The following is a 15,101-nucleotide window of genomic DNA, read 5'->3' as shown; positions in this document are numbered from 1 at the left end:
ACTGGCAGTGGACAACAGGCCGTTAGGGTGTACTCATGGTAGAGGACGCCAAGGAGTTGCTGCGCAACATCGGCACGGCCAGGGACCGTAGCCCGGACGAACCGATCGAGACCCTCGAACTCGAGGCGGCGATCGCGCGAAACGTCCGGGAACTCCGACGCCAGCATGGGGTCTCCATCGCCGACATGGCAGCCGAGATCGGTATCTCCAAGGCGATGCTCTCCAAGATCGAAAACGCGCAGACCTCCTGCAGCCTCAGCACTCTCGCGCTACTCGCCAAAGGACTCGACGTTCCGGTCACCTCGCTGTTCCGTGGCGCCGACGCCGAACGGCCTGCCTCGTACGTGAAAGCCGGACGCGGCACGCCGATCGTGCGCAACGGCACCCAGGTCGGCCACGAGTACAAACTGCTCGGCGCCCTCCGCGACGAACACAAACGGCTCGAATGCCTCCTGGTGACGCTGACCGCGAAAAGCGAGACCTATCCCTTGTTCCAGCATCCCGGGACCGAGTTCATCTACATCCTCGAGGGCGCCATGGACTATGGGCACGGCCGCAAGGTGTATCGCCTCAGGCCAGGCGACAGTCTCACCCTCGACGGCGAAGGCGCCCACGGCCCGGTCGAACTGATCGACGTGCCGATCCGCTTCCTCTCCGTGATCGCCTTCCCCGACAGCACCACCTGACACCGGCGGAGTAGCCGCAACACCGATCTTGGGGCTCTGGCCCGAATCCGGTGGTGACGGTGCGTGTCGGTGCCTGTCGGTGCCTGTCGCATGCGGCGCCTCGTGCCAGTGTGAGGCCAGTCCAATGCTGATCGACGTCTGACGCTGGTGTTCTCGGGGCTGTCGCGCCTGGTCATCGACGGTGCAGACGAGGACGCAGGGGCTCTCGCGGAGTGGATCACGGCAGTGCGGAGCTTTGATTTGCCCTACGTGCACTCATTCACCCGCGGGCTGGACAAAGACAAGGCAGCCGTGATCGCCGGACTCACCCAGCCCTACAGCAACGGCCCCACCGAAGGGCATGTCAACCGCATCAAAATGACCAAACGGCAAATGTACGGCCGAGCCGGACTCGACCTCCTACCGCAAACGCGTTCTCCTTACCAACTAAGAAACATCACAAGATCAGCGACAGAGCCGCTCGTTTGACAGACCCCTTCCCGAAGCCGCATAACCCCGTGTCCAACATTCCGGGGCAAGGCCCCACAACCCCACGATCCCCGCGCCAGGCTGTCAAACGGGCTCGTTCGGCACCACGGCCCCTCGGCATCACCCAGCCCAGCCCAACACCAATTTTGTCCGTTCACTACGCCCGCACGTCAGAGCGGCCTCACACGCTGTCAAACGAGTGAGATAGACCCCGCGCTGCACCGACTTCGTACGCCGCGATCTCACCGTAAGGAAGGCTTCGCTGCTCGACCTCGGCGGCGAGAACCTGCTTTCCCTGCCCGCGCTCACCCACCGGATCGACAGAGGCACCCCGTTGGGACAACCTACTCTGCTGCAATGGTTCTCCGCCGAGACTGCCTGAACCGCCTACCGGCACGTCGTGGCAAACCGCGCCGGCCTCCCGCCTGACCAGCCGAGCGGACACGACCGCGGCTCGGATGGGCCGAGCCGCGGTCTTGGTAGCCGGGGGAATGCACCGGCCTCCGCGTTCAACGACCGCAGCACCGACCGCGAAAAAACGGCGAAGTCGGCGTCTACGCCAAATTCCGCATCGCCCTGTCGCCCAGCGATGTCACCGAACAGCCCTCGCGCGAATTGATCCCCGCGCGGTGGAGCACGCAAAACGCGCGCTCCACCGTTTCGCTCTCATCGGAACTACTCACCCAGTTCGGCACGCGCAGCCGCGCCCTGCTGGTCGGCCACACCGACGGCCCCTGGCTCCCCCTGCCGCGTCTGCTCGCCAGCGCCCGCCACCGCTTCCAGGCTGCGACCGTTGCTGCGCGGCCCCAGCGTGCCGACGACGACGCACATCAGCACGAGCAGCGCGGCAGAACCGACGAACACGCCGATCGGGCCGAAGCTGGCGAGCAGTGCGAGGCCGGCGAAGGGCAGGATCGCCGCGGAGAGCCGGGAGAGCGAGTACGCGATGCCGATGGCAGTGCTGCGGACCTGCGTGGGGTACAGCTCCGTCTGGTAGATGTGGTACGCCCCGCTGAGCACGTTGTTCGCCATGGTGATGATCAGTCCCATCGCGACGATCAGCACCGGCGAGGTCGCGGTGCCGAAGAAGAGCCCGGCGATCGCGGTGACGAGTCCGGAGCCGATGATCAGGTACTTGCGCTCGAACCGTTCCACCAGCGGAACGGCGATGGCCGCGCCGACCGGGGCGCCGATGAACGTCATGGCGGTGTAGCCCAGCGAGTCGACGATGTCGTAGCCCTTGGCGAGCAGCACCACCGGCACGAGCGAGGAGAACCCGTACTGGCCGACGGTCTGCAGGAGCTGGAACAGCCACAGCATGATCGTGCGGTTGCGGTACGGCGGGCGGAACATGTCGGCCAAGGCGACCCGGCGTACCGGCCGTTGCGGAGGGATTTCCACGGCGGGCAGGGGTCCCCGCTGGGCGCGGACGGTTTCTTCGACTGCTGCGACGACCTTGTCCGCCTCGTCGGCACGCCCGTGTTCGACCAGCCAGCGCGCGGACTCGGGCATGGCGCGGCGCAGGACGAACACGACCATCGCACCGAGTCCGCCGATGACCAGGAGCCAGCGCCATCCCTCCCACAGGAAGTGGGACCGCGCGACGAAGAACCCGCCCAGCAGGGCGACGACCGGGCTGCCGCAGAAGCCGATCACGTAGGCGACGGCGATCATGCGGCCGCGTGCGACCCGCGGCATGAACTCGCTGAGGTAGGTGTCGATGAGGATCAGCTCGGCGCCCATGAACACACCGCACAGGAACCGGATCGTGATCAGCACGCCGACATCCGGGGAGAACGCGGCGGCCAGCGACAGCAGCGAGTAAATCCCGAGATTGACCATGAACATGCGGCGGCGGCCGACTCGGTCGGAGGCCATGCCGAGGAAGATCGCGCCGATGATCATGCCGACGAAGGGGGCGGCGATCAGCGTGGCCTTCACGTTCCGCGCGAGATCCCATTGCTCGCCGAGAACACCACCGAGGACGCCGCCCATGAAGACCTCGTAGAGGTCGAAGAACGCGGCGGCGCCGACGAGGAGGGTCAGTTTCCAATGCCATCGCGAGACCGGGAGCCGGTCCAGCCGGCCGGCGATCTCGCCGACCCCGGGGTGTGCGGGACCTTGCGATTCCACAGTGTCCTCCTCCTTGAGGCAACTGGCGCCGGAACGTCGGCGCGGTGGTGGGCATGGCTGGCGCGCCTGCCGGTCTTACAGAGAAATTAAGTAGTTCGGGTCACACGGTCAACAAACGCTTCGAAAGTTGTACAACTGGCCCAGTTGATCAGGTTCTGGCTTGTGTTCGTTGTCCGGTTGGTCGCGTGCTCACTCCGAGGACAGCTCATGGCGCAAAGCGGTGAGCCGCGCCCGGTACCGTTCGACGGACGCCAGTTTGATCTCTTCGTAGCCCCGCACCATGTCGGGCAGTTCCGCCATCTCCAGGACAATCGGCAACGTCTTCGTGTCGAGTAGGACCACGGCGCTTTCCACCGCGTCGCGGTACTCCCCCACCAGTGCCCGCTCGACTTCGCGGACGTGCGCGTGGCCGAAGGGATCGAACGGGGTGCCACGCAGCTTCCGCATTCCGCGCAGGACCCGGAACACGGGACGGAACCACGGTCCCAGTGCGATTTTCCGGTTCATCCCGAGCGCGCGCAGCACTGGCGGGTGCAGCCGGTATCGCACCTTCGCCCCATCACCCCATTGCTCACGCACCGATTCCGCGAGCGCGGGGTCGAGGGAAAGGCGGGCGACCTCGTATTCGTCCTTGTACGCCATGAGTTTGAACAGGTTGCGCGCGACCGCCTCGGTCAGCGCGGTACTGCCCGGCACGGCTTCGGCCTCGCGAACGCGCACACGTCCGACGAATCCGGTGAAGGCGTTGGCGTAGCGCTCATTCTGATACGCGATCAGTTCCCGCGCGCGGTCCGCCACCAGTCTGTCCAGGTTCACCGGTTCGGGCTCGGGCGCAGTCTCTGGACGTGCGACGAGGAGGCGGCCGTGCCGGAAGGCCTGCACGTTGGCTTCGACGCGGGCGCCGTTGCGCCGGATCGCCTCCTCGATGGCCGAAGCCGGGAGCGGAATCGCGCCGGCCTGAAAGGCGGCGCCCACCAGCAGCATGTTGGCGAACTGCTCATCTCCGAACAGCTCCGCCGACACCTCGTCCGCAGCCAGGTAACGTGCGACCGCGACTCGGTCGTCCACAGTGGACCGGATCCGCGCCGGCGCGGGGAAGGACTCGGCGGGATCGACGACCATCCGGCCGGTGGGCACCTCGGCGGTGGAGACGATGGCGATGGTCCGGTCCGGGTCGGTCACCATCAGCTGAGCGGGGTCGGTGGCGACCAGGGAGTCACAGCCGAGGTAGAGGTCGCATTCGCCGCCGGCGAGTTTCGCCGCCCGGGTGGACGGCGTGGTGCTGATCTTGACGTCGGAAACGACGGCGCCGCCCTTCTGCGCCAAGCCGGTCTGGTCCAGTGCACGCACGTGCCGGCCTTCGATCGCGGCTGCTGTGGCGAGCACCTGCGCGACGGTGACGACACCGGTGCCACCGACACCGGTGATGCGCAGGCTGTAGTCGTCCACCGGAACCGTGACGACGGGATCGGGAAGCTCCCCGACGGCAGGCGCTTCTCGCCGCCCTCGCTTGTCGCGCCCTGGGGTGACGGTCAGGAACGAGGGGCAGTCGCCGTCCAGGCAGGAGTAGTCGAGATTGCAGGAGGACTGGTGGATGCGGGTCTTGCGGCCGTAGCCGGTGTCGACCGGGCGGACGGACAGGCAGTTGGACTTCTGCCCGCAGTCGCCACACCCTTCGCAGACCCGCTCGTTGATCATCACTTTGGTGACCGGCGTGGGTAGTCTCCCGCGCTTGCGTTTGCGGCGCTTCTCCGCGGCACATTCCTGGTCGTGCACCAGTACCGTGACGCCCGGCTCGCGCGCGAGCTCAGTCTGCACGGCGAGCAGATCGTCCCGGTGCCGCACCGCGACCCGACGAGTATCGTTGCGGCGCAACATCTTCCGAACGTGGGCGGGCTGTTCCGTGGTGACCACGACCCTGTTTGCTCCTTCCGCCAGCACCGTCGAGACCAGCCTGCTGAGCCCACCGTGCCCGCCAACGGCGTCCTGCCCACCGGTCATCGCGACCGTCGCGTTGAAAAGGATCTTGAACGTGATCGGCACACCCGCCGCGACCGCGGCGCGGATGGCGAGACTGCCCGAATGCGCGAATGTGCCGTCGCCCAGGTTCTGCAGGAAGTGGCGGTCCTCGACAAAAGGCGCCATCCCGATCCACTGGGCACCTTCGCCGCCCATCTGGCTCAGCCCGGTCACCGTGCCGACCTGCTCCTCGGGCATCATCAGGACCATCGCGTGGCAGCCGATTCCGCCACCGACCAACGCGCCTTCCGGTGGCTTGGTCGAGGAGTTGTGCGGGCAGCCGGAACAGAAGTACGGCGACCGAACGGCCAGCGGCAGCGTGATCCGTTCACGGGGACGCCGCTGCGCCCACGTGGGCAGGTCACCGAAGCCGCCGTGCTCGTGCAACCGCGCGGCCAGGCCCGTCGCGACGAGATCCGGGTCGAGTTCGCCGACATCGCTGAACAGCCGCGCTCCACGCGGGTCCCGCTTACCGGACACCGGCGGCGTGTCCGGGGCGCCGTAGAGGATGTCCCGGACGGCGATCTCCAGGAACCCGCGCTTGTCCTCCACCACGATGATCTCGTCGAGCCCGCGGGCGAACTCCCGCACGATCGACGGGTCCACGGGCACGATCGCGCCGAGCTTGAGCAGCCGGATGCCCAGCCGCGTGGCCGCGCTCCCGCCGAGGCCGAGCGAATCGAGCGCCTGGCGCACATCCAGGTAGGTCTTGCCCGCCGCGACGATGCCGATCCGGGCCGGGCCGATGGCCCCGAGAATCCGGTTGACCCCGCTGCGGCGCAGATACTCCAGCGCGATGGGCAACCGGACTCGCTGGAAACTCCGCTCCAGTCCGGCCAGGTCCTTGCCGAGCAGCCGCGCGTGCGGGACGTGCGTGTACGCACGCAACCCGTCCGGAAGACCGTCCAGGTCCGGAGGGGTCCACAGTGGACGCACCGTGGCGGTCGACGCCCCGTCGGCGACGTTCGTCGCCACCTTGATCGCCGTCCACAACCCGCTCGCCCGGGACAGTTCCACCGCGTGCATCCCGTGTTCGAGAACGTCGTGCGAATCCGCCGGGGAAAACGTGGGCAGCTGCAGGTCGGCGAACGCGGCCTCCGACGAGCACGGCACGCTGGAGGACTTCGCGCTCGGATCGTCACCGACCAGCGCGACCACACCACCCTTCGGCGAAGTGCCCATCATCGCCGCGTGCCGGATCGCATCGGTCGCCCGGTCCAGGCCGGGCGCCTTGCCGTACCAGAACCCGGTGACTCCGTCAGTACTCAGCTTCGAGACCTCACCGGCCAGTTGGGTGCCACCGAGCGCGGTCGCCGCGAGCTCTTCGTTCAGGGCGGGCGCGTGCACGACCCGGTGCGGTGCGAGCAAATCGCTCCGGCGTGCGATTTCCAGGTCGTAACCGGCCAGTGGCGAACCCTCGTAGCCGGTGACGTAGAGAGAGCCGCGGTGGCCGTTCCGCTCGTCGTGCCGGGACCGGTCGAGCAGCATGCGCACCAGCGCCTGCAGCCCGGTCAGGTAGACCTGCCCTTCTTCGGAGAGATACCGGTGGTCGAGCGAGAACGGGGCCGATCCCGCCCGCTTTTCCAGGCTCACGCTCATCATCGGTTTCCCTTCCAGCCGCTCGGATCACCGCACAGTACGAACCGGGCATCCAGGTGTGCAAGCAAGAAGGAAGATCTTGAGCCAATGGCCAAGCAAAGGACGCACACCTGGACCGATAGCTGGTCCGTTGGGCCGGTCAGAGCTGGTCGTGCATCTTGCGGATCAGCGGGGAGATCCGCGGCATCAGCCTCCGGCTGAGCACGACCTCCGTCGACGTCCGCTGCACCCCGTCCACGGCGATGATCTCCTGCAGGACCTCTTCCAGACCGGCGTTGTCCCGGGCGACCACACGGCACAGCAGATCCGCATCCCCTGCGACCGCGTTCGCCTCGATCACCTCCGGGATCTTCGCCAGCCCGTCGAGCGTGGCGTTCAGCTTGCCCTGCGCCACGAGCAACCGGACGTAGGCCAGACCTGAGTAGCCCATCGCGGCCGGATCGAACTGCGGACGCCAGCTGACCAGCACCCCCAGCCGCATCAGCTTGTCCACCCTCGCCTGCACGGTCGCCCGCGCGACTCCGAGCCGGCGGGCGTACTCACGCACGCCGACCCGGGGTTCCTCGGCGATCAGCCGCAGCACCGCCAGGTCCATCCGCTCCAGGTGCGCAGCCATGGGATCTCCTTCACGAACGGGGCCGGGCTTGGCCAGTTGCCGACCGGAGGCCAGCTTCACGGGTTCAAAAGCTACCAGTGGCCCATTCTAGATGGCATCTGTTGATCTGATTGCCGCGCTTGTGCACACTTCATGTGGCCATTGTCGTTCGGCGCCACATCCGCGCCCGCTTCTGTCCGAGGAGGACTTCCGTGGGTGAAACACTCGCCGAGAAGGTGTGGCGCGGCCACGTCGTGCGGTCGCAGCCCGGCGCCGCCGACCTCCTCTACATCGACCTGCACCTGCTGCACGAGATCAACACGCCGATCGCGTTCGACGGGCTGCGCGCGGCAGGCCGGGCCGTGCGGCGGCCGGATCTCACACTGGGCACCGAGGACCACCTCGTGCCGACCGGCGACCTGTTCCGGGTCATCCGGGAACCCGCAATGCGCAGGCAGGCCGCCCTGCTGGCCGAGAACTGCGCCGAATACGGCATCGAGATCTACCGCCGGGGCGATCCGCAGCGCGGGATCGCCCACGTCATCGCCCCGGAACTGGGGCTCGTGCACCCCGGCATGACTGTGGTCTGCTGCGACTCCCACACGACCACCATGGGCGCCTTCGGCGCGCTGGCGATCGGGATCGGCACCTCACAGGTCGAACACGTCCTTGCCACCCAGACCCTGTCGCTGACCCGCCCGAAGACCATGCGTGTCACCGTGACCGGCGAGCTCGGCGCCGGCGTCTCCGGCAAAGACCTCATCCTCGCGCTCATCGCGCAGATCGGGACCGCGGGCGGCCAGGGGTACCTCATCGAGTACCAGGGGTCTGCCATCGAGGCACTGTCGATGGAGGCCCGCATGACCATCTGCAACATGACCGTGGAAGCAGGCTCCCGCACCGGCCTGATCGCACCCGACGCGACGACGATCGACTACCTGCGCGGCCGGCCTCACGCCCCCACGGAGCAAGCGTGGGATGACGAAGCCGCGTACTGGCTGAGTCTCCGGTCCGACGAGGACGCCGTGTTCGACAGGGAAGTCGTCCTCGACGGCGACAAGATCAGCCCGTTCGTTACCTGGGGCACCAACCCGGCACAGGCGGTACCGCTCGACTCCACGGTACCCGACCCGGCCTCGTTCCCCGAACCGGCGCGACGCGCCGCGGCCGAACGCGCGCTGGCCTACATGGACCTCGCGCCCGGCACGTTCCTGCGCGATGTCCCGATCGACGCCGTTTTCATCGGCTCCTGCACCAACGGGCGCATCGAAGACCTGCGCGCCGCGGCCGAAGTACTCCGAGACAGGCGAGTCGCCCCCGGGGTGGAGTTCTACCTCGTGCCCGGGTCCGACGCCGTGCGCGCACAGGCCGTCGAGGAAGGACTCGAAGAGATCTTCACCGCGGCGGGCGTCCAACTGCGCACCTCGGGCTGCTCGCTGTGCGCGGCGGTCAACGAAGACCGGCTGCGTCCGGGGCAACGGGCCGCGTCGACCAACAACCGCAATTTCGAAGGCCGCCAAGGCAAAGGCGCACGCACCCACGTGGTCTCCCCCGCCGTCGCCGCCGCCAGCGCCGTCACCGGCAGGCTCACCGCACCGAAGGACCTCGACTCCTGATGCAGAAGTTCACCGTCCACACCGGACAAGCCGCACCGCTTCGGATCAGCGACGTGGACACCGACCAGATCATCCCCGTCCGTTTCCTCACCCGGCTCACCAAAGCAGGCTACGGTCAGGAACTCTTCGCCGACTGGCGCGACGATCCCGCCTTCGTTCTGAACCGCGCACCCTACGACAAGGCCACGATTCTGGTCGCGGGCAACGACTTCGGCACCGGATCTTCGCGCGAAGGTGCCGTCTACGCACTCACTGATTACGGCTTCCGCGCGATCATCGCTCCCCGGTTCGGCGACATCTTCACCGGAAACGCCTGCCAGAACGGCCTGCTCCCGGTCGCGCTTCCCGCGGCGACCGTCGAACGGCTGTGGGACCTCCTCGACGAGGAACCGGCCGCACCGGTCACCGTGGACCTCGAGCACCGCGTGGTGCGCGCCCGCGATCTCGAAACGGCCTTCGACATCCCCGAGGACATCCGAGAACGGCTGCTCGCGGGCCACGACGACATCGAACTGACCCTTCACCACGACCAGGCCATCCGAGCCTACGAGGCCACACGCCGCCCGGCCCTTCCCACGACGGGACGGATCATGGCCCGGCGGTAGCAATCGGCGGCGCCCGCTCAGATGGTGCGGCGCTCCTGCAGGTATATCCACCTCAGGGGTACCTGCTGGCACCTCGTGCCCGGAAGCCGGCACGCATCGCCGCCGCAGCGTCACCCCATTCGCTTGAGCGCTTTCTTGTCGATCTTCCCCACCGCGCGCACGGAAAGCTCCTCGACGAGGTGCACCTGTTCCGGTGCGTGGATCCTGCCCAACGCGGCCCGCATATGTTCGCACAAAACCCTGAACGCGGTCCGACCGGCACAGAGCCCGGGTACGTTTTCGCCCCTCAACTGGAATCCGCTGTGGCTTCGCGCACCGCGAACACCTTCCACAACGGACAGTCAACGTTCTCCGCCGAACGCCCGTGCCAGCCATGCGGTGACCGCCTGGTGGTAAAGCGCCGTATTCGTACTCTCCGACCCCGCATCGGTCGTGCAGATCGGGCTCCGCAGCCTGATCACCGAAGCCGGCACCGACTACGGTGCGATGATGGCCGCCGCCGGAGCACTGTGCCTGCCCATCCTCGCCGTGTACCTGATACTCCAACGTCAGGTCGTCAACGCCTTCGTACGCTCCGGACTCCGATGACCAGCACACGCAAGAGAAGCGGCGGCCCGCTCTACCGCCAGGTCGAAAGCGAACTCCTCCGCCGCATCCGCGCCGGCGAGCTCTCCCCCGGCCAGCGACTGCCCACCGAAGGAGAACTCGCCACCGAATGGGGCATCAACCGCCTCACCATCCGCCACGCCATCGGCGAACTCGCCCGCGCCGGGCACGTCACCGTCCGGCAAGGCTCCGGAACCTACGTCGCGGAACCGCAAATGGTCGTCGAACTCGACCTCCCCCGCGTGCCGTCCACCGACGCCGACGCGGGCAGCACAGCCACCATCGCCGAATACACCCGGCAGGACCAAACCGAAACCCTGGTGACCATCACCGACAGCGATACCGACGCCCGCGCCGCACAGGCACTCGAGGTGCCCACACCCCTCGTCCGGGTCGGCACCCTCGTCCGCATGGGCGGACGGCCGTTCCTCGTGTGCAGCTACTGGCTCGAATCCGGCCGCGTCCCCCTCCTCGCCACACACATCGGCGAACGCGTCGCACTGTTCCAGGCCCTGCACGACCACTTCGGCATCCACCTGCGGCACTCGTGGCGCTCTCTCACCGCGACCCTCGCCACCCGCGAGGACGCCGAACTCCTCGACCTCTCCCCCGGCAGCCCGATCATGCTCCGCGACGGCGTCAACGTCGATGACCACAACGTGCCGACGATGTACCTCCGCCGCCGCATCCGCGCCGACCCGACAACACACCCTGCCCATTCACGACCGAAGAGCGCGAGGTGCGCCGCGGCTGACTTGCGCGAACTTCAGTCCGGTGTTCATGAAGATCCTTCGATGGACGGTGACGAACATGGACCATTTAGGTGTTGAGTGTCATATATAATGCACTTACCGTGTCAATGTTGCCAGTGAGCCGAATCCTGACCGGGCGGTGATGCGGGCGCAACTGCCGTTCGCCGAACGAGCGGCACGACCACGAAGATCAGATTTTCTAACGCCGGACAACGGTGACCGGCGTCAGTGAGGAGACAAGGCGATGCGCTCCAGAGCCGCCGTACTGCTTGAGACTCCAGGAAAATGGGAAGTCGTCGACGTCGACGTGGATGAGCCCCGCGAGCACGAGGTCCTGCTCCGCAACGTCGCCGCCGGCCTGTGCCACTCCGACGAGCACCACGCGACCGGCGACGTGGGACAGGACCACCTGCCCTACTGCGGCGGCCACGAGGGCGCCGCGATCGTCGAGGCGGTGGGCCCCGGGGTAAGCCTCGTGAAGCCGGGTGACCACGTTGTCACTGCTTTCATCCCCGGCTGCGGTATGTGCCGGGACTGCACCGAGGGCAGACAGAACCTCTGCGACAACGGCGCATACATGGCCACCGGCGCCATGCTCGACGGCACGTTCCGCATGCACCTCGGCGACCGCGACGTCGCGCAGGCGTGTTTCGTCGCGACTTTCTCGCAGTTCAGCGTGGTACCGGAGCGCTGCTGCATCCGCATCGACGACGACATCCCGCTACAGTCCGCGGCCCTGCTCGGCTGCGGCGTCCCCACCGGCTGGGGTTCAGCTGTCCACGCCGGCCGGGTCTCCCCCGGTGATGTCGTCATCGTGATGGGCACCGGTGGGCTCGGCACCAACGCCGTGCAAGGTGCGAAACACGCCGGCGCTTCGCGGATCATCGCGGCCGACCCGCTGCCCTTCCGTCGCACCAGCGCTCTCTCATTCGGCGCCACGGACGCTGTCGCATCCATCGAGGAGGCCACCGATCTCGCCCGTTCGCTCACCAACGGCCAGGGCGCCGACGTCGCCATCATCACCACCAGCGTGCTGCGCGGCGAATACCTCGCCCAGGCCTTCGACGCAGTGCGCAAAGCCGGCACCGTCGTCGTCACCGCGGTCCCCGCGAAGGATCCCGGGACGACCCCACTGGAGCTCACCGGCCTCACCTACTTCCAGAAGCGCATTCAGGGCTGCCTTTACGGCGCGATGTCACCGGCTCGCGCTGTGCCCCAGCTCCTCGGCCTGTACCGCACAGGACAACTCAAACTCGACGAGCTGATCACCCGGACCTTCACCCTCGACGAGATCAATGAAGGCTGGGCGGCGATGTATGAAGGAACCACCGTGCGCGGCCTCGTCGTGCACGAGTTCTGACAACGCCCCGACCGCGGAGCCCTTCCGGATCGGAGACGATGGTGCCCCCTCGCGGAGAGTCGATGATCGAGCGGGTAACGCGTGTGCTCGAAGCGTTCAAATCCGGCGGGGGCCCGCTCACGGCTTCGGAGGTCGCCCGCCAGGCGGGCATCCCGGGACCTTCCGCGCACCGGATCGTCGCCGAACTGACGGAGACGGGGGTGTTGGACCGGGACCCCGACCGCCGGCTGCGGATCGGCATGAAGCTGTGGGAGATCGTGGCGCGCTCGTCCGGCGTGTTCACGTTGAGCGAGGCCGCGGCGCCCTACATGGAAGACCTGCGCTCGGTGGTGGACGCGCCGACGCTGCTCTCCATCCTCGACCACGACGACGTGCTCAACGTGGCAACACTTCCCGCACGCCACCCGGTCGCGACCAATGTGACCCAACCGGGAATCCGTCTGCCGGCGCTGGCCTCCTCACCCGGCATCGTCCTGACTGCCTTCGCCTCCCCCGAAGTGCGCGATCGCATCCTGGAGACGGCCCGGATTACCCGCTTCACGGCGGACACCGTTGTAGAGCGCCAGGACCTCGTCCGTATCGCGCACGAAGTTCGGCGGACAGGGCATATCATCGCGCGGTCCTGGATGTCGCCGGACGCTGTCGGGGTCGCCGTGCCGGTACTCGCCGACGACGGCACCGCGCTGGCCGCGCTGTCGGTGACGACACCGTCGAACACACGCACGCAGTCGAGCCTGCTCCCGGCGTTGCACACCACCGCACGCGGGATCGCGCGAGCATTCCTGGCTGGGAACGCACCCGCCGACCCGCGGTTGACCATCCTGTTACACCGCATACGACTCGCCACCGACAAGCCCTGAAACGCCACATGTCAGGTCTGCTCGCGGACCGCCTCCAGGCGCTCCACCGGGTGCCCGGCGCCGACCGGTGCGTGCGTGATCGCCCGCGTCCGGGACCACAGCGTGACGCCGACAATGGCGGACAGCAGCACGACGACAGTGGCTACCCAATACATCGTCTGCGCGGACAAGCCTGTCAGGACCGCACCAACCACGACCGGGACGAGAATGGTGCCGACGCGGCTGACCCCCATCAACGCGCCTTGGGCTCGGGTCCGGATGACCGTCGGATACAAGCGGGCGCAAGAGGCCACGTAAGCCGACAGCGCCGCCTGCATGGTCACGCCGATCGCCGCGGCGGTCACGACCGCGCCGGCGCCAGTGATCGTCAACGCGAATCCCCCGGCGGCCACGGCGCCCGCGGCGGTGCAAACCCAGACGACGGCCGTGCTGCTCACCCGGGTGGCAAGCAAGATGAAGACGACGCCGCCACCGAGGGAACCCATGCTCAGTACCGTCCCCATCAGCGTGCCCCGCTCGGCGCTGCCGCTGACGGTCGAGACGAGCTGCGGGGTCCAGCTGGTCGTGAAGTACCAGGCCGCGGCTGCTGTGCTGTAGCCCAGCCACAGCAGCAGCGTCCGGCCCCGGAAACGTTTGGTGAGCACCCCTGCCTTCTGACCGGTGGCGACGGGTTCCGCAAGAGGCTGTTCCGCCAGTTCGACACCGGTCAGCCCGAGCCAGGACACAACCCGGGCAAGGCGCTGCCTGGCTTCGGCGGTATCCCGGATCACCAGGTAGGCGGGGCTTTCCGGCAAAGCCGCCGCGAGCACCAGTACCGCGGCGCTGATCAGCGCACCGCCCCAGAACAACGCCTGCCACGCGCCACCGAACGTGGTGATGATGAACAGGCCGATGAGCCCGCCGATCGTGGAGCCGATGGCGAAGCCGATGGCGACAAGCCCGACACAGAGCCCCCGGCGTTTGGCCGAAGAGAACTCGTCGCCCAGCGTCAGCGCGACCGGTGTCAAGGTTCCGGCACCCGCGCCCGCGAGGATCCGGGCGGCCAGCATCCATTCCATGGATGGTGAAAGCGCCGTGGCGGCGAGCGCCAGGACCGAGAGCAGCAGGCCGTACATGACCATCCGCTTCCGGCCGATCCGGTCGGCCAACGGCGCCAGCAGCGTGGCACCGAGCCCCATCCCCAGGAAGCCGAAGCTGATCAGCAGACCCTTCTGCGTGCCGGTCGCGAACCCCGGCGGCAGATGCGGCAGCGCGTAGGACATGAGCATCAGGTCAAGGCCGTCGATCGTGTTGCACAGGACGCACAGGGCGACCGCGCACCATCGGGCCAGGCCCATCCGTGAGGTTCTCAGTGTGGTGATGACGTCCACGACGTGTCCTCTCGACCTTGAGAGCGGGGGGATGCGCCGGTTACCGGCGCGAGAGCAAAAAATATATGCAGCATCACACTTAATGGGCAATGTGCTCCGACGATTCGGTTCTCGCCTACCGAGAAACGCCCTTTCCGATAGCGACCGCGGCGGGCGAACCTCCATCCGTTGCCAACCTTCTTCAGCAAAGACATCCCAGGAGCTGAAATGTCAAGCCGTAACGTTCACGGCGTGATGCGACCAGGCGGTCGCCTCGTCGTAGCGGGTGCCGGTCTTGAGGCAGCCGTGGAGGATGCCCACGAGGTGGTTGGCAAGTTGGCGCAGGGCGGTGTTGTGGTTGGCGCCGCGGGCTTTCTGCCGGTCGTAGTAGGCGCGAGCTCCGGGCGAGGTGCGCAGCGCGGAGAATGCCTGGGTCATCAGGGCGTCGATGAG

General features: G+C 67.4%; 11 protein-coding genes and 2 pseudogenes. 8 read left to right on the top strand and 5 right to left on the bottom strand.

The genetic code is table 11. The annotated features are described in order from the left end of the window. Positions 1–35 precede the first annotated feature (35 nt). Positions 36–686, top strand: coding sequence for a helix-turn-helix domain-containing protein (locus tag HFP15_RS32900; RefSeq protein ID WP_168520772.1), 651 nt, complete (start codon positions 36–38; stop codon positions 684–686). Positions 687–890: 204 nt separating this feature from the next. After that, positions 891–1,154, top strand: a pseudogene (locus HFP15_RS32895) (transposase); the annotation flags it as partial. Positions 1,155–1,829: 675 nt separating this feature from the next. Here HFP15_RS32895 and HFP15_RS32890 read toward each other — a convergent pair. From HFP15_RS32890 to HFP15_RS32880, 3 genes are all read right to left on the bottom strand, one after another. Further along, entirely contained in the window at positions 1,830–3,287 is a 1,458-nt protein-coding gene (locus HFP15_RS32890; protein ID WP_312871872.1) for an MFS transporter, read from the bottom strand. Between the two features lie 189 nt (positions 3,288–3,476). Beyond that, positions 3,477–6,908 (bottom strand): indolepyruvate ferredoxin oxidoreductase family protein, encoded by a 3,432-nt coding sequence (locus HFP15_RS32885; protein WP_246272242.1) that lies wholly within the window; start codon positions 6,906–6,908, stop codon positions 3,477–3,479. A 136-nt stretch (positions 6,909–7,044) separates the two neighbouring features. Continuing rightward, positions 7,045–7,521, bottom strand: coding sequence for an Lrp/AsnC family transcriptional regulator (locus tag HFP15_RS32880; protein WP_168520768.1), 477 nt, complete (start codon positions 7,519–7,521; stop codon positions 7,045–7,047). Between the two features lie 191 nt (positions 7,522–7,712). Between HFP15_RS32880 and leuC the strand changes: the two genes are divergently transcribed. From leuC to HFP15_RS32850, 6 genes are all read left to right on the top strand, one after another. Continuing rightward, a complete protein-coding gene (leuC, locus tag HFP15_RS32875; protein WP_168520766.1) occupies positions 7,713–9,116 on the top strand; it encodes a 3-isopropylmalate dehydratase large subunit in 1,404 nt (467 codons plus the stop codon). Beyond that, complete coding sequence (leuD, locus tag HFP15_RS32870) at positions 9,116–9,721, top strand: 3-isopropylmalate dehydratase small subunit (protein ID WP_168520764.1); 606 nt, start codon at positions 9,116–9,118, stop codon at positions 9,719–9,721. Before leuC ends, leuD begins: the two co-directional genes overlap by 1 nt. A 432-nt stretch (positions 9,722–10,153) precedes the next feature. Continuing rightward, positions 10,154–10,309 carry a hypothetical protein gene (locus HFP15_RS32865; RefSeq protein ID WP_168520762.1) on the top strand — a complete coding sequence of 52 codons (156 nt, stop codon included), beginning with the start codon at positions 10,154–10,156 and terminating at the stop codon, positions 10,307–10,309. Beyond that, positions 10,306–11,157: a GntR family transcriptional regulator gene (locus HFP15_RS32860; RefSeq protein ID WP_168520760.1), complete on the top strand. Its 852-nt coding sequence runs from the start codon at positions 10,306–10,308 to the stop codon at positions 11,155–11,157. Before HFP15_RS32865 ends, HFP15_RS32860 begins: the two co-directional genes overlap by 4 nt. A gap of 166 nt (positions 11,158–11,323) precedes the next feature. Further along, positions 11,324–12,439, top strand: coding sequence for an NDMA-dependent alcohol dehydrogenase (locus HFP15_RS32855; protein WP_168520758.1), 1,116 nt, complete (start codon positions 11,324–11,326; stop codon positions 12,437–12,439). Between the two features lie 62 nt (positions 12,440–12,501). Continuing rightward, positions 12,502–13,299, top strand: a complete 798-nt coding sequence (locus HFP15_RS32850) for an IclR family transcriptional regulator (protein WP_168520756.1) — start codon at positions 12,502–12,504, stop codon at positions 13,297–13,299. An 11-nt stretch (positions 13,300–13,310) separates the two neighbouring features. Here the strand turns inward: HFP15_RS32850 and HFP15_RS32845 are convergent, their stop codons facing one another. Both HFP15_RS32845 and HFP15_RS32840 read right to left on the bottom strand, forming a co-directional pair. Beyond that, positions 13,311–14,669 (bottom strand): MFS transporter, encoded by a 1,359-nt coding sequence (locus HFP15_RS32845; RefSeq protein ID WP_168520754.1) that lies wholly within the window; start codon positions 14,667–14,669, stop codon positions 13,311–13,313. 210 nt (positions 14,670–14,879) lie between these two features. Then, a pseudogene (locus HFP15_RS32840) lies at positions 14,880–15,101 on the bottom strand (IS110 family transposase); the annotation flags it as partial.

The organism is Amycolatopsis acididurans (assembly GCF_012328925.1).
GTDB classification, from domain to species: Bacteria; Actinomycetota; Actinomycetes; order Mycobacteriales; family Pseudonocardiaceae; genus Amycolatopsis_E; species Amycolatopsis_E acididurans.
Note: the sequence above shows the minus strand (reverse complement) of the source record. Positions and strands in the feature narration are given on the sequence as shown.